Origin of the sequence: Flagellimonas algicida, from assembly GCF_049629585.1 — a bacterium.
Classification (GTDB): domain Bacteria; phylum Bacteroidota; class Bacteroidia; order Flavobacteriales; family Flavobacteriaceae; genus Flagellimonas.
Genome location: NZ_JBMYIX010000001.1, coordinates 234,006 through 248,911, shown reverse-complemented (window position 1 = coordinate 248,911; position 14,906 = coordinate 234,006). Strand labels below are relative to the sequence as shown.

At 43.3% G+C, this 14,906-nt stretch carries 14 protein-coding genes; 4 read left to right on the top strand and 10 right to left on the bottom strand.

What is annotated here, in order from left to right; translation table 11 throughout:
* Positions 1–21: 21 nt before the first annotated feature.
* On the top strand, positions 22–819 hold the full coding sequence (locus ACPD8L_RS01085; protein ID WP_293299887.1) for a ThuA domain-containing protein: 798 nt from the start codon (positions 22–24) through the stop codon (positions 817–819).
* A gap of 13 nt (positions 820–832) precedes the next feature.
* Positions 833–2,617, top strand: coding sequence for a PQQ-dependent sugar dehydrogenase (locus ACPD8L_RS01080; protein ID WP_423941322.1), 1,785 nt, complete (start codon positions 833–835; stop codon positions 2,615–2,617).
* A 111-nt stretch (positions 2,618–2,728) separates the two neighbouring features.
* Here ACPD8L_RS01080 and ACPD8L_RS01075 read toward each other — a convergent pair whose 3' ends face one another.
* Positions 2,729–4,336 (bottom strand): aminotransferase class V-fold PLP-dependent enzyme, encoded by a 1,608-nt coding sequence (locus ACPD8L_RS01075; protein WP_423941321.1) that lies wholly within the window; start codon positions 4,334–4,336, stop codon positions 2,729–2,731.
* A 375-nt stretch (positions 4,337–4,711) separates the two neighbouring features.
* Between ACPD8L_RS01075 and cls the strand changes: the two genes are divergently transcribed.
* Positions 4,712–6,118, top strand: coding sequence for a cardiolipin synthase (cls, locus tag ACPD8L_RS01070; protein ID WP_423941318.1), 1,407 nt, complete (start codon positions 4,712–4,714; stop codon positions 6,116–6,118).
* Between the two features lie 23 nt (positions 6,119–6,141).
* Here cls and ACPD8L_RS01065 read toward each other — a convergent pair whose 3' ends face one another.
* From ACPD8L_RS01065 to ACPD8L_RS01055, 3 genes are read right to left on the bottom strand one after another with little or no spacing between them, the layout of a single operon-like run.
* Entirely contained in the window at positions 6,142–6,546 is a 405-nt protein-coding gene (locus tag ACPD8L_RS01065) for a hypothetical protein (RefSeq protein ID WP_423941315.1), read from the bottom strand.
* Positions 6,547–6,596: 50 nt separating this feature from the next.
* Entirely contained in the window at positions 6,597–7,448 is an 852-nt protein-coding gene (locus ACPD8L_RS01060; RefSeq protein ID WP_423941312.1) for a universal stress protein, read from the bottom strand.
* A gap of 59 nt (positions 7,449–7,507) precedes the next feature.
* Positions 7,508–8,353: a universal stress protein gene (locus ACPD8L_RS01055; RefSeq protein WP_423941309.1), complete on the bottom strand. Its 846-nt coding sequence runs from the start codon at positions 8,351–8,353 to the stop codon at positions 7,508–7,510.
* Positions 8,354–8,464: 111 nt separating this feature from the next.
* On the opposite strand from ACPD8L_RS01055, the gene trxA reads away from it, so the two are divergent.
* Positions 8,465–8,764, top strand: a complete 300-nt coding sequence (gene trxA / locus ACPD8L_RS01050; protein ID WP_116219132.1) for a thioredoxin — start codon at positions 8,465–8,467, stop codon at positions 8,762–8,764.
* 7 nt (positions 8,765–8,771) lie between these two features.
* Here the strand turns inward: trxA and ACPD8L_RS01045 are convergent, their stop codons facing one another.
* The 6 genes from ACPD8L_RS01045 to ACPD8L_RS01020 form a co-directional block, all read right to left on the bottom strand.
* Entirely contained in the window at positions 8,772–9,626 is an 855-nt protein-coding gene (locus tag ACPD8L_RS01045) for a universal stress protein (protein ID WP_423941305.1), read from the bottom strand.
* Between the two features lie 18 nt (positions 9,627–9,644).
* Complete coding sequence (locus ACPD8L_RS01040; protein WP_423941303.1) at positions 9,645–10,496, bottom strand: universal stress protein; 852 nt, start codon at positions 10,494–10,496, stop codon at positions 9,645–9,647.
* 19 nt (positions 10,497–10,515) lie between these two features.
* Positions 10,516–11,361: a universal stress protein gene (locus tag ACPD8L_RS01035; RefSeq protein ID WP_423941302.1), complete on the bottom strand. Its 846-nt coding sequence runs from the start codon at positions 11,359–11,361 to the stop codon at positions 10,516–10,518.
* 80 nt (positions 11,362–11,441) lie between these two features.
* Complete coding sequence (locus ACPD8L_RS01030; RefSeq protein WP_116219135.1) at positions 11,442–12,284, bottom strand: universal stress protein; 843 nt, start codon at positions 12,282–12,284, stop codon at positions 11,442–11,444.
* 68 nt (positions 12,285–12,352) lie between these two features.
* Positions 12,353–13,399, bottom strand: a complete 1,047-nt coding sequence (locus tag ACPD8L_RS01025; protein WP_423941298.1) for a response regulator — start codon at positions 13,397–13,399, stop codon at positions 12,353–12,355.
* Positions 13,377–14,906: a sensor histidine kinase gene (locus tag ACPD8L_RS01020; RefSeq protein ID WP_423941295.1), complete on the bottom strand. Its 1,530-nt coding sequence runs from the start codon at positions 14,904–14,906 to the stop codon at positions 13,377–13,379. Before ACPD8L_RS01020 ends, ACPD8L_RS01025 begins: the two co-directional genes overlap by 23 nt.

Sequence of the window (14,906 nt, the reverse complement as noted above, 5' to 3'; positions counted from 1 at the left end):
AAAACAACCAAACAAAACCATATGCATATAAAAAGCTTAACCAAGAAGAATATTTTAGGTGCTTTCAAACCTACCTTACTTAATGGAAAAAGAAGCGGATTGCTACTCTGCATGCTATGCTTTGCTCCCTTTTTGGTTTGGTGCCAAGATGCTCCTTCCAAAAAGTTACTTGTTTTCTCGAAGACCAAAGGGTTTCGACATGAGTCCATTGAGGTAGGCGTCGAGGCCTTAAAAAAACTAGGTGCCGAGAATGGCATTGAGGTAGAAACCACTGAAAAATCCAGATGGTTCAACACCAAAAAACTCAAGGAGTATGATGCCGTCCTTTTCCTGAGCACCAGCGGAAATGTATTTAACCGAAAACAAGAGGCCGCTTTCAAGAATTTCATACAATCCGGGGGAGGTTTTATGGGTATCCATGGGGCATCCACAACAGAGTATGAATGGGAATGGTATGGCAGAATGATCGGTGGTTATTTTGATGGACATCCAGAGCCGCAGGAAGCCACCCTCATTGTACACGATAACACGCATCTGTCCACCCAGCATTTGTCCCAACCCTGGAAACGTTTTGACGAGTGGTACAACTTTAGATGGATGGATGAGAATTTCAATCTTCTTATTTCTGTGGATGAGTCCACTTACAAAGGAGGAAAGCATAAGAACGGACATCCCATTTCGTGGTACAAACCTTTTGAGGGTGGACGAATGTTCTATACCGCTTTGGGCCACACCAAGGAGTCCTATTCCGATGAACGTTTTCTGAACCATGTTTTAGGAGGTATCCTTTACGTTTTGGACAGATCCAAAAGTGAATAACCAACACCCCCGTATGTCAATCCAAACGCATCCACTACGCAAAAAAGATAGACGCACCATTCCATGGATTGCTTTTGCAATGCTCATCGGAATCATTTTTGCCTCGGGGTGCCAAACCAAAAAAGAATCAAAATGGACCGGGGATGCCGTCCAAGGCAAAGCCTTATATAATCAATATTGTGCTTCGTGCCATGACCTAAAGATGAATGGCATGGGACCTAAATTGGGAGGAATCACAACTCAAATTGAAAAAGATTGGTTGCTTCAATTTGTACAGAATCCTGAAAAGCTGATCAAAGATAAAGATGAACGGGCAACTCTGCTTTTCGAGCAGTACAAAAGCTATATGCCCTCGTTTGCATTCCTGTCCCAAGAGGAGGTTGAATCCATATTCACCTATATCCATAAAACATCGGATAGTTTGGGATTATCATTTGACGACCATGAAACAGGGATTGGGAAAAGTAAGGATTCCATCGAAAGAACCAAACCGGACCTCAGCACGATTCCCAAGGTACATCACTCCCAATTATCCGTTGTGCTGGAGGACTTTATCAAGATGCCCAAAACCGGGGAAAACCCACCTTCCCGAGTGGCCAGCATGCGATCTGTTCCCTTAAAAAATGGCAAGTCGCTCCTCTTTGTCCACGATCAGAGAGGGAGTATCTACCAATTGCAAAACGGAAAGGCCAACGTTTTTCTCAATCTGAAGGAAAGAACGGAGAACTTTATCGATGGTCCGGGACTCGCATCGGGACTCGGTAACTTTATCTTTCATCCAGAGTATGTAAAAAATGGGAAAATCTATACCATCCATACTGAAAAACCACAAGGTATCGAGTCTGACTTTACTTTAGGGGAAGGTATTGAAGTGGCTATGCAATGGATTCTTACCGAATGGGTGAGCAGCGATCCCATGCAATCTGTTTTCAATGGGAGCAGGAAAGAACTTCTCCGAATTGATGTCCCTACCCGATTACATGGTATGCAGGATATCATCTTCTCAAACGTCACGGATAAAAACAACCCGGATTATGGCATGTTATATCTGGGTATCGGGGATGGCGGCTGCACCATTGCAGGGTATCCAGAGTTATGTCATAGTATCCAATCCCCACTTGGCACCATCCTTAGATTGGACCCCATGGGGAACAATTCCAGAAATGGGAAATATGGGATTCCCAAGAACAATCCTTATGCCACGAGTAGCGACAAAGGTGTGTGGAAAGAAATATATGCCTACGGGTTTAGAAATCCACATCGGATCACATGGGTCGGGAAGGGAGAAAATGCTCGCCTTGTCACGGGAGATGTGGGAGAACTGACCGTGGAAGAAATCAATCTGGTCAAGCCCGGCAGCGATTATGGATGGAATGAGCGCGAAGGGTACTTTGGAATCAATCCAAAACAACTAAAAGAAACCTACAGTCTCACCCCAAACGATATACCTTATGAACTTCCTTTTGCACTATTTGGCCATGAAACCGGGAATGCCATTTCTGGAGGATATGTCTATGAAGGCCCGATCAAGGAACTCAACCATCAATATGTTTTTGGGGACATTGTACGGGGGAAACTCTTTTTCCTAAACGGTTTTTCAATGGAACCACAGCCCGTTCCCATCCAAGAGCTTGGTGTTTTTTATAAGGGGGAACATACCGATATGAAAAAAATCGTCGGAAAATCCCGAACAGATCTTCGCATAGGAAAAGATGGCGAGGGAAATCTCTATACGATGAACAAGGCAGATGGCATCATCCGAAAAATTATTGGTATAATTCCTATTGAACAACCTTAATTCTTGAATCTGTAGGGTTCAACAAAATTAATTTAAGAAAAAAAATAGTTTAGGCAACTAAAAGGCGTCATTATAGATTCTTTCCATTCCGTCGATCATATCTCCATACTATCAATAACGACGTTTGGCCTGCCATTTTCCATTTCCGTATTCGCTAAAACTGACATCACCTCCCATCAACTGTCCATTCTGGATTTTCCCTTTGAAGGTAAAATTAAGACGAACCCCATCCAAGGTATGGGAACTGCGTATAAGCACTTCATCTCCATGAACACTACCCTGCAACGCCCGGGAAGCATAACTACCGTAATGGGTCCCTTTTACGTCTTCCCCGTTTTGTGCAATGACAAAGGTTTGATCCGAAGCGGTGGCTGCAAACTCTATGGCAACGTCCCACTCCCCACTTAAATCGAAAGAGGCAGCATCCAGGTTTTTCTCTATTTTGGGCGGATTGGACAAAACCTCGAATACGCGGTCGGCAATTATCTTTTCCTCGCCCTCCCTAAGCTGTGACGTATTGATTCGGATGTTGGGTTCCATATTGGGGGGAAAGGGCAAAAAGCTACCCGCTCCACTAACGGCTACTCTTGGTGTACCATCCCACAATATTTGCTCTACATCATATCCGGTCAAGGGTATTTTCTTCATATCCCACTGTACCTTAAGTGAGGGACTGGGATTGGATAGTTGCTCCGGTGGGGGTTGTCTGATGGAGGTCTCCAATCCGGGAATTTTGTTGAGTTTGTCCGCAATGTATTCCAAGGTACTGGTCCATATTTCCCTTTCCTTGGCATGGTCTCTTTTCATCCACATTTCAACGGCGGTAAGCATGCCCATGATTTCTTCCCGGCCAACCTTATATCCTCTTGCAAACCCATGATGGGGTGCACTGGTCACCCAGGCTGCCTTGATCAAATCTTTACGCCCGATCAACAATCCAGCACACTGGGGACCCCCTAAATATTTTCCTCCGCTATAGGCTACCAAATCGGCTCCTTGTGAAATATGGGGATTGGGTACCGGCAATCCTTCCGCTGCGGCATCCACCATAATTGGGACACCCAGTGGCTTGGTAACACTTGCTATCTCTTTTACGGAAAGTGGTCCGTTCATGGATTTCGACCCGGCCAAAACCAAAACCATTGCTGTACGGGGGCCCAAAGCGGCCTTAAGTTCTTCCTTATTGTCCACGGTGATCATGCGAACACCGACTCCCCTGACTGCAGACTCATATGCCGTCCATGAATATCGAGGGATAATGACCTCATCCTTCATTCCATCCAGGTTGGGGAGCTGCCACAATTTGTCCGGATCACCTCCGGTCACTATTCCAGTGGTTCCGATCATCATGGCCCCTGTGGCTCCTGTGGAGACCACGCCAAACTCTGTCCCTGTCAGTTCCCCCAGTCGTTGGCCCACACCATCCATCAATTCATCGAACTCAACATAATCCAAGGTGGCTTCTTGCATTGCCTGCTCTACCTCAGGAAGTACCCGGCAGCCTCCTATGACCGTGATGGTGCCCCGCCCATTGATTACCGGACGGACTCCCAACTTCTCATAAATACTCTTGCCTTTGGCGGCTTTCTTTAGTACATCTGCTTTGTCAATGGTTTTTTCCGTGCCCCATCCCGCATATACGCTGGACGGTAGCAATTGTGCAAAAACTCCGGTCAAGGGAACAAGTCCCAATTTTCTGATCAGTGCCCTTCTTTTCATATGGTATCCCCTAGGTTTTGTTTTTGGGCACACTCGTCAACCATGCCCCAATTTTATCGAATTGACTAAAGATAAACCGTTTGCACTGCATTTTCAATGAGTTCAAACAAAAATGTCCCACTTAAGCCTGTTTTTGGGGATATGAACAAAACCCATATGCTTTGTGATGTATTTTACAGAATCATCCACATAAATAGTATGCCATTAACCTCAGGCATAAAACGTCTGGACTGATCCGCATCATTTATCCCAAAGGGAAATCGGATTATTTTCACTTACAATATCTATTTTCGTGAAGTACGGTTTGTCCTGCCCATCATTATGGGCCTGCGAGCCCTCTATATTTGTATTGGTTTGGATATTTTTGATAACACCATGGTAGTGACCATACTCATAATCGCCTACATCATCATTGGATTGATCATCGTGGTGAGCCTACTTCTCAATGGGGTACGCCCCAGCAAAACACTGGCTTGGCTTTTGGCCATATTCACCATTCCCGTTGGAGGGGTCTTACTCTACCTCTTGCTTGGTAGAAATCGAAGAAAAAGTAAGTTGTTCTCCCTAAACAATCATGCTGGCGTTAGAAAGCATCCTCAAGATGGCACTGACATGGTAAAAGTCTCCGAATACTACAGAAAAATCTCTAAACTCATCTACAGGACTTCAAAATGTCCGGTCACCGACCATAATGAGCTGACCCTCCTAAAAGATGGCAAAAATACCTTTGAAAGTATTTTTGAGGCTTTGGAAAATGCCCAAGAACACATCCATTTGCAATATTACATCTATGAGGATGGTATTTTGGCGGAAAAACTTTTGGAAATCTTTGAACGAAAAGTCGCGGAAAACGTTACCGTTCGGGTACTGTACGATGGTATAGGCAGCTACTCCTTGAGCAAGCAATACCTTAACAGACTTCGAAAATGCAAGGTTGAAGTGGCCCAGTTCCTCCCTTTTCGATTTGGAAAATTTTTATCCTCCCTAAACTATAGAAACCATAGGAAAATCATTGTTGTCGATAATAAAATAGGCTTCACAGGGGGCATCAACATCTCGGACAAATATCTGAAGGGAGACCCCCAATTGGGCAAATGGCACGATACCCATTTAAGGATTGAAGGAGAGGCCGTGGATTATTTGAACGGACTTTTTATCTCCGATTGGTATTTGGCCAGCAATAAGAAAGTGGACACCACATCCTTTACCATCCATAAAACGGAAAAAAAAGGATCATCCATGCAAATAGTCCCCAGCGGGCCGGATGATGATTTTGCTGCCATAGAGCAGGTATATTTCTCCATTATGAACAATGCGGAAAACTATGTCTACATCGTAAACCCTTACGTGATCCCAAACCATGCCATCCTCCAAAGTATGCAAACAGCCGCCTTAAGCGGTGTAGATGTAAGGCTATTGATGTCCTCGACCACCGATATGAAATTGGTGGATTGGTGCGTCCGTTCCTACTTTGAATCATATCTGAAATCTGGCATCAAGGTATACCTGCATCCGGACGGGTTCCTTCACAGCAAGGTCATGCTATGTGATGACAAAGTCGCTAGTATTGGAACCGCCAACCTGGACAACCGTAGCCTACAGCAAAACTACGAGGCCAATGCCATTGTCTATGACGCTGCATTGTGCAAGAAAATGAAAAACAATTTTCTACGGGATTGCTCCAAGTCCATTATGCTGGACGATTATCAAGCTTTCAGCAATCGTCCTTGGATCAATAAATTGATCGAGGGCATGGCCAAACTCTTGAGCCCAATTTTATGAACAAAACACAGGAATGCCACTGATCAATCTATGGGCTTTCTTCTCTTCAACACCAACCCCGCATAACCGTATACATCGGCCTTGATCTTTTGGTAGTCCCCAAAATATTGTCCAACCTCGTTCCGCAACCGATCATGTTTCTTACAGTAGCCCGTGTCGTCCATTTTGGAAGTACACTCCGAAATACCTCCCAAATGCCTTTCTTGTTCCAAAACCTTTTTTTGAAGCTGTTCCTTTTTTTGATTTGATTCTGCGAACTCTTGCTTGAACTGTTCCAAGCGTTCAAACAGATTTGGTGTGGTAGGCTCAAAAACATAGGAGTTGAGTAATTTTTCAATGAAGGATATCTCATCATCAATGAACTGAAAATAGGATTTCCATCTTTGAAGCTCATACCGAAAGTCTTCTACTTTATTTTCGCTGCTCATGACCTATTCTATTTATGGTGTTTAATCAATCAGTCCTTTTTTGCATTTTTTCAATTATCATTCAGTTCCAAAATGGGTATCTTGGGATCATACCCTATTTCCTTGACCAAGGGATTGGACAAGATGCTTCCAAAAAACAGATGTTTTCTGTTCATAAAGGCGATCATATCACAATTTGTACTCTCAATAAAAAGGTTGATGCCCTTGCTTACTTTTACGGCAGACAAAAAATGCAGCTCATAATCGGTTCCTTCCAAGATATCCTGTAACAATTGCTTATGGGTTTCCTCTTGCTTGCTCAACTTTCCATCCTTGTCCTTATCAATATGGATCACATTTATTTTTGATCCGTGCAGTTTTGCAATTTCAACCAATTGGGTCATTTCAGATTTTTTAAAGTCTGTTTTGTAATCCGTTGGGAAAGCGATCTCTTTGGGCGGAACGTACATATAATCGCTGGGTACGGCTATAACGGGGCATTTTTTTACGCTTTCCATAACAGATACCGTGTTGGTGCCAAAAATGCGTGCCTTGGATTCGGTAAGGCCTTTGGTCCCCATAACGATTACATCGATATCTTTCTTCGCTATCTCATTCTTGATGGCTTCCACCAAACTGTTGAAGGTGGAAATGGTATGGAACCGATGTTTTGGGTTTTCAGGATGAAGCTTAACCATCCCCATAAGCCGTTCCATTCCTGCTTCCGATGCTTCCTTCGCCATATCATACAGGCGTTCACCGGGTTCGGGGACCATCATACTATCCAAGGTATAACCCGAAGCCTGAAAGGCATTCAGGATATAAAAATCGCACTGTACATTTTTATACAGGTCCAACGCATATCTAATGGCGTTCAATGCATTTTTTGAATAATCGGTAGGCAACAAGACTCTTTTGTCCATGGCTGTTCAGGTTTTTTCCTAAAATTACATGGGACTGTTGTCCTGTGCCATGATTTAGGTCAATTTGCCGTATGGGGCAACACCAAAAAAGGCACTTTGCAATGCAACCCAATATTCCTGATCACAGGTTCCACAAAAAGGCGCTCCAAAAACGAATGTTTATTTTTCACCATCACCAATAAGTCTACAGGCATCTCTTGCTGAAATGCGTTGATGGCTTCCACCAATTCTTGATCGGGGAGGTCATGAAACTGGCAGGGCTGGCCTTGCATCAGTTTTTCAAGCTTTGATTTGTTTTTCTTTTGCTGTGGTGTGAGTCCTTCTGGGGTTGAAACATGCATGATATGCACTATGGATTCCCCTGGTTTTGACAATTCCAACAAACACTCCAAATCCCTTTTTGAGAAGTCGATTTCATAATCGGTGGGGAACAATATATTCCGAAGTGGAATACTTTTCAAATTGGATGGAATGGCCATAACCGGAACGATGGCCTTATTGACAACATGTACCGTATGCGAACCAAACAAGATTTCCTTGGCCCCCGTTGCTCCTTGGGTGCCCATGATCACCAAATCTATATTTTCATTATTGACCACGGTATTGATTTCATCTTCCAAGGTATTAAAGGCGGCATGTACCACGTATTCGTGCTTTGGGATATCAAACTCTGCCTTGATTCGTTTTCTGGTTTTCTCCAATTCGGCCTCCGCACTGTATTTATAGTCATCGGGAAGTCCAAGTTCACCCGGACTGCCCAACGTATAGTCCACACGGTAAATGGGTGGTGTATAGGCATGCAGTAGATAAAATACACAGGTGGTGTCTTCCAATAACCTTGCCGCATAGGCAATGGCATTGAACGCGTTCCCTGAAAAATCCGTGGGCAATACTATCCGCATCATATCCTTCCAATTTAATCAAACCTACATGCTTTTACCATCTTAAACCATGATATCCATCAATTCCCAAAAAAATCGGATTTCATAAATTGCATCTTATAAATCAGTGCATCCATGAAAGGAAATTTTAACGCTTTGATAGACTCCGATCAATTGGTACTTATCGATTTTTCTGCGGAGTGGTGTGGTCCATGTAAAATGTTGGCCCCCATTCTTAAGGATGTCAAGGCCGAATTGGGGGATTCAGTGAAAATCGTAAAAATTGATGTGGACAAAAATCAGCCCTTGGCCAGCAAATACCAAGTAAGGGGCGTACCTACCATGCTGCTTTTCAAAAAAGGTCAACAATTGTGGCGGCAATCCGGTGTACTACAAAAGTCAGAGATTGTCCAAGTGGTGAAATCTTATATGTAAATTGATTTTACTCAAATAAGTGCACGACCAAAAAGGGTACTTGGGTGTTAAAGGAGACTTTTTTGATTACGGCTTCATGGGTAAGTTTTTCAAAAAAACCATGTGCATAATTGATCATGGCCACCATATCCACTCCTTTATTTTCTTCCACCGTTTTTTGAATGGCACTTTGTATGGAACTTCCCTTTTCCACTTCAAGGAACTTGTGCCTTGTGCCCAACAGATGTTTTTCCAAAGTGTCTTTCGATTCAATTTGTGAGGGAGTGAGCCCATCCGGATTTCCAGCATACGTCACCCATATTTCTGAATTATAAAGTTGGGCGAGCTTTAAAAGTGGATGGAGTTCGTAGGTCTCAAAAACATGTTCATATCCCGTAGCCAAGAGAATATCCCCAATGGAATCCTTGACGTTGTACTCCTCGGGAACGGCTATTACAGGGCAAAAATCAATCTCATTGATGATCTTATAGGTATTGCTCCCCATGAATACCTCTTTGAGTCCGGTAGCGCCTTTGGTCCCCATAATAATATAGTCTATCTCCTTATTGTATACAGTCTTACCAACCGCATTGATCAAATGGTCCGCAACGGATAAAGTCTTAAAATGATGCTTTGGATCAGTATCGATTTCAACTACCTTCTCCAAAACCTCCTGGAGTTCGCGCTCCGATTGTTCTTTCATCAACCGGAACAGGCGGGTATCATTGGCGCCGCCCATTTTGGTGGACAAACCGGACGCACCAACTTGGTAAGCATTCAGGATGACAAACTCACACTCCACATCCTTAAAGATGGAAAATGCATAAATAATGGCATTCCAAGCATTCTTGGAAAAGTCAGTGGGTAGTACTATCCGTATCATATTCGTTGTATTTCTATGCTATCCTTCAAAATCTGGAAGCACCATCAGTGGGATTTCGGTTCTAAAAGTTACTTTTTTTACCACGGGTTCCTGCGTCAATCCATCAAAAAAATCATGGGAATAGTTGGTGAGTACAATGAGGTCGGCCTTTTCCTCTTCAGCAAATTGCCGTATGGCCTCGGCCACCGTGGTCTTGATAATGACCCTATGAAATGAGGTGGTATCCCCTTCAAACCGTTTTTTTAGGATTTCCTTGTTGGCCTTCTGGATATCCAACAGACTGAACGTCTGTGCCACGTGGAAAATCTTGACCTCGGAGTTCCATAGTTTGATCAATTTCAATAAAGGCCTCAGTACATTCTTTGGAAAAAAGTGGGCATATTCGGTTGGAAAGACCAATGATCCCAACCTTTGGAAATCATACGATTCCGGAACCACTACAATAGCACAGTTCTTTATGTGCTTTATGACCTTTACCGCATTGCTGCCCATAAAAATTTCCTTGGCCCCTGTGGAACCTTTGGTTCCCATAAAAATAGTGTCAAGGTCATAGCGAGGTAAAAGGTCCTTGATGGTTTCCACCAGTCCTCCGGCTATGGACAGCTTTTCAAAACTATGTTTGGGGTTCTTATGATTTTCTTCCAAGTATTCCAGTACCTCCCCAAGCTGGCCCACAGATGCCTCCGATAGGGATTGGTAGACCACTCCCGCCCTAGTACTGCTTTTAAACCCAGTGATATTTTCTTGTTTGGGCTCATAGGTATGCAACACATAGAATTTGCATTCCATGTCTGCGTAGAGCTTAACCGCCATAAAAATGGCGTTCCAAGCATCCTTGGAAAAATCGGTAAGCAAGAGTACGTTTTTCATCGCCTTCTTTTTAAAATGTTCATCTATTGAGATTCTGCATCACCAAAAATGGAATCCCCATTTTTAGTCCAAGCAGGTCCACTGTGGAACGATAGAGCATGTCCTCAAAAAAGGAATGTCTTGAGTTTACCATGACCAGCATTCCAACCTCATTTTTCTCTACGTACTCCATGATACCTTCGGCCTTATTTTTGACCGAGGTGGTCCCAAAGGACAAATACGTACCGGAAAGGGAACCTTCCAGAAATTTCTTGTTGTCCATTTGTCTCATGCTGAGTTCTTCAAAATCCGTGAAGTAAAGACAATGCACCTCAGATTTGAACTTACGGGCCAAGTTCCCCAAAAGTTTGAGCTCCCTGCGTTTATAGGGCAGCATATAGTCCGTTGGGAAAAGAATTACCTTGGGTTGTCTGTATTCAAAACCTTCCGGAACGGCCAATACAGGGCATTTTAAATATTTGAACACTTCTATGGTATAGCTGCCAAAGGTGGTCTTGTGGTCACTGGTCTCCCCTTTGGTCCCCATGATGACCATGTCTATGTTCATCTCGTTCACAAAATCATTGATGCCATCCACAAGACTGTCAAAAACGGCAACGGTCTCAAAATTATGCAACGGGTTGGGCGGGTTTCCTAAAACGGTCCCTACCAAATGGTCCAACTGTTTTTCGGACTCTTCTTTCTTTATCTGTTTCCGTGCTTCCAAGTCTTCAGGAGAAGCGGTCTTGTATTCCCCATACACCTCATCCATATAGGCATGAAGGATAAAAAAACAGCTACGCTCACATTTATACAGTTCCTGGGCATACTGCAGTGCATGTAGGGCATTCTTAGAAAAATCGGTAGGAATAAGTATAGTGCGCATGGTAAGCTCTTTTCCCAAAGATAGGACAGCGAAAAAAGGTAGAATATGATTTTGGTCAATATCGGTATATGGATAAAACCTTATTCGTGGATAACGTAAAAGGGCACCCTTGTATGAAAGCTTATTTTTTCCACTATGGAATCGAACAGGATTTGTTGAATGAAGTTCAGGTTCTTGGCCACCATGACTATCATATTGACCGATTGGTTCTCTACAAAGGATTGTATGGCAGTTTTTACACTTTTGTTGGTAATGGTATGGAAACTGTATCGGTCAGGGAAGGTCTCCTCCATATAATCAAACAAGTATTCCTTGTTCGTTTTTTGTTCCAAAGTCAGCGTTTCCCCTTTTTTGATGACATTCATGATCCTGAGCTTGCTTGCGGACAAATTCAACATTTCTGCCATGGAGCTTAAAATTCCGTGGGTGTAGAAAATATTGAAATCGGTGGGAAAAGCAATTTCTTTGGGTTTGGATAACACAACCGCATCCGGAATCACCAATGTATTGCACTGTACCTTGGTGATCACATCACCTGCGTTGCTCCCTACAACCCTTTCCTTTAATCCGGAAGCACCTTTGGTGCCCATCACAATTAAATCGATTTGATGTTCCTCCAGGTTCTTTTTAATGCTCTGAATAAAAAAACCATAGTCTTGCAGTGTATAAAAGTGATGGTTGGCATCCCCAACATTCCCTCTACACCCATCCACAAAATCTGCCAGCATATGCTTTATATTGTCTATTGAAAGGTCTTTTCCAGTTGGACGGGAAACTCCAAAAGTGTCCGTTTGCGAATCCACCAATGCCCCTACATAGAGCACATAAAAGCTACACTCCATGGTACTGAACATTACTTGGGCATACCTAAGCGCGTTCTTGGAATTCTCTGAAAAATCGGTAGGGATTAAAATATTTTTCATAATCCACTCAATGACACTGCAAGTTTGCCATTCCACCAAAAAGATGGAATGATATATGTCATTTTCGGCTAGTGGACATGTTTTAAGGCCTCTTTGTCCAAGACCCTTATATCGCGGTTTTCTATAACGATAAGTCCTTCGTCCTTAAAATCGGATAAGGTTCTGATCAGACTTTCTGTAGCAATTCCCGCAACGCCTGCCAAGTCGCTCCGGGCAATTTTTAAAGGGGTATCCTTTCCTTTGTTCATCGCTTGGGAATACAGAAGCAGGGTTTGGGCCGTTTTTTTTCGTACCGAGCTATACGCCATCTGCAACAATTGCTTTTTGATCTGCACCAAATCTTCAGCCATAATATTGATGAGCTCCAAAGAAACGTTCTGGTTTTCTTCGAGTATGGCCTTTACCTGGGTTTTGGAAATTCCGGCCAGTTCCAGATTCTCCATGGCTATGGCATATTCGCGATAGGGATAGTTTTCCGTCAAAGAGGTAAACCCCAAAAAATCATCTTCCGAATATATAGAAGTAATGAGCTCTTTTCCTTCCTCATCCAAACCACAACACTTTACCACTCCTTTTAAAATAAGGTACACCATGTTGGAGTGTTCGCCCATGGCATAAACCGTCTCATCCTTTTTAAAGGAAAACAATTGACCATGATCATCAAAAAAGTTCTTCAGTTCGTGCAACGACCTAATGTCGTGCTCTTTGATATGCTCCCCCCGTTTCAAAAAAACACTCTCCAACTGTTTGGACTTCTCCAAACGGGAATGTATGGCATTCAAAAGCTCCTCTTCCTCAAAAGGTTTGGTCAAATAGTCATCCGCACCAAGTTCCATTCCCTTTCTTACCTCATGGCGCTCGGTTTTGGCCGAAACAAAAATAAAGGGGATGTGTTTGGTCTTCTCACAGGATGAAAACTGCTCCAGCACCTCATATCCGTCCACTTGGGGCATCATGATGTCGCACAATACAATATCCGGGCTTTCCTTTTTGGCTATTTCAATGGCCATCCTCCCATCTGGGGTTGAGTACACCTGAAACCCGGATAGATCCAAAAGCTCTTCTATATTTTCCCGTAATGAGGGGTCATCCTCAACCAACAGAATCTTCTTCATCCTTGTAGTTCTTAAGTGGTATGGTCAATGTAAATGTTGAGCCCTTGCCCAAGCTACTCTTAAAATCGATTTCAGCCCCAAGGTTGAACATATGCTGTTTTACAATGTTCAGTCCTATCCCGGTACCCTGGCTCGTCAACACATTACTGGCCCTAAAATACCGTTCAAAAATAAAGGGCTGGTCCTCATCTGGAATTCCCAGTCCCCCGTCCATGACCTCTATTAGGAGGTTCTCTTCCTGTTCCTTGACCCGAAGTTCTATCTGGGTACCTTCGTGGGAATATTTAATGGCATTATGCAATAAATTGGACAGGGCCAATGCTAAAATTTTTTCATCAAAAAATACGTTAATGCCATCAATATCCTTGGGGTATTGAATCCGCTGTCCTTCCTTTAAAAGTGTATTGGAGTTATAGACCACTTCATTGATGAGCTTGCTCAAGGGAAAAAAGGTAATGTTATACTTGACTTTCCCCGTGTCCAAACGTTCTATGGAGAGAAAATCAGTAAGGATATTATCCAAATACTTTACCTTTTCCCTAATGGTGTTGATATGTTTATCGCGTTTCTCCTGTTGCTCGGTCTCCGTATATTTTGAGAGCAAGGAAGCAGAGGTCAATATACTGGTCAATGGGGTCTTGAATTCATGCGAGACCAAGGACAGGAACTTTGTCTTTAATTCGTTCAGTTGCTTCTCCGCTTTCAAGGCCTCCCTAAGCTGCAGGGTACGTTCCTCAACCTTGTTCTCCAGATGTTGGGTATAATTTTTCCGCTCGGTTATGTCCAACACAATGGCCAAGCAGACCTCTTTTTTCCCTATGGATGACAGTTGCAAGTGTACCTCTACGGGATATATGGAACCGTCCTTTCTTCTATGGATGGTCTCAAAATCGACCTTTTCCCGTTTCTTGTTGACCAATGGAGCTATCAATCTCTTTAAACTTTTCTCGGAAAGGTCGGTCTTGATATCAAGAACGGACATCTGGTTCAATTCTTCCATGGTATATCCCAAATTGAGCTGGGCACCCCGGTTTACATTGATGAACACAAAGGTCTCCACATCAAAAACATAGATCTCGTTGAGCGACTCATTAAAAATCTGGAACCAGTGATCTATGGTCTGTTCCGTCCTTTTCCGTTCCGAAATGTCCACGATAATGGCCATTACGTAATTTTTCTGCAACAGGGTAAATGGGTTAAGTCCAATTTCAATGGGAAATTCACTACCATCTTTCAGAAGCCCCACAAGATCCAGACCTTGCCCCATACTTCTTTGGCGGCCTTTTTGAAGAAACGCCCCAGCATCCATCTTATGCTGCTCCCTCACGCTTTGGGGAAGCAAAGCTTCCAAGGGCATGCCGCTAAGCTCCCCTTTTTGATAGCCGAACATACGGTTGGCCACTACATTACTGGCCACAATGATCTGTTGATCGTTAACGATGAGAATCCCTTCCGAAATGACTTCCGTTAGGATCCTGAACACATTGTTTTTCTCGAACAGCTTCAC

Coding starts and splice junctions, on each gene's coding strand:
- ACPD8L_RS01085 (WP_293299887.1), top strand. CDS start 22: ATGCATATAAAAAGCTTAACCAAGAAGAATATTTTAGGTGCTTTCAAA.
- cls (WP_423941318.1), top strand. CDS start 4,712: ATGGTAGTGACCATACTCATAATCGCCTACATCATCATTGGATTGATC.
- ACPD8L_RS01025 (WP_423941298.1), bottom strand. CDS start 13,399: ATGAAGAAGATTCTGTTGGTTGAGGATGACCCCTCATTACGGGAAAAT.
- ACPD8L_RS01040 (WP_423941303.1), bottom strand. CDS start 10,496: ATGAAAAACGTACTCTTGCTTACCGATTTTTCCAAGGATGCTTGGAAC.
- ACPD8L_RS01055 (WP_423941309.1), bottom strand. CDS start 8,353: ATGATGCGGATAGTATTGCCCACGGATTTTTCAGGGAACGCGTTCAAT.
- trxA (WP_116219132.1), top strand. CDS start 8,465: ATGAAAGGAAATTTTAACGCTTTGATAGACTCCGATCAATTGGTACTT.
- ACPD8L_RS01060 (WP_423941312.1), bottom strand. CDS start 7,448: ATGGACAAAAGAGTCTTGTTGCCTACCGATTATTCAAAAAATGCATTG.
- ACPD8L_RS01065 (WP_423941315.1), bottom strand. CDS start 6,546: ATGAGCAGCGAAAATAAAGTAGAAGACTTTCGGTATGAGCTTCAAAGA.
- ACPD8L_RS01030 (WP_116219135.1), bottom strand. CDS start 12,284: ATGAAAAATATTTTAATCCCTACCGATTTTTCAGAGAATTCCAAGAAC.
- ACPD8L_RS01035 (WP_423941302.1), bottom strand. CDS start 11,361: ATGCGCACTATACTTATTCCTACCGATTTTTCTAAGAATGCCCTACAT.
- ACPD8L_RS01080 (WP_423941322.1), top strand. CDS start 833: ATGTCAATCCAAACGCATCCACTACGCAAAAAAGATAGACGCACCATT.
- ACPD8L_RS01045 (WP_423941305.1), bottom strand. CDS start 9,626: ATGATACGGATAGTACTACCCACTGACTTTTCCAAGAATGCTTGGAAT.
- ACPD8L_RS01075 (WP_423941321.1), bottom strand. CDS start 4,336: ATGAAAAGAAGGGCACTGATCAGAAAATTGGGACTTGTTCCCTTGACC.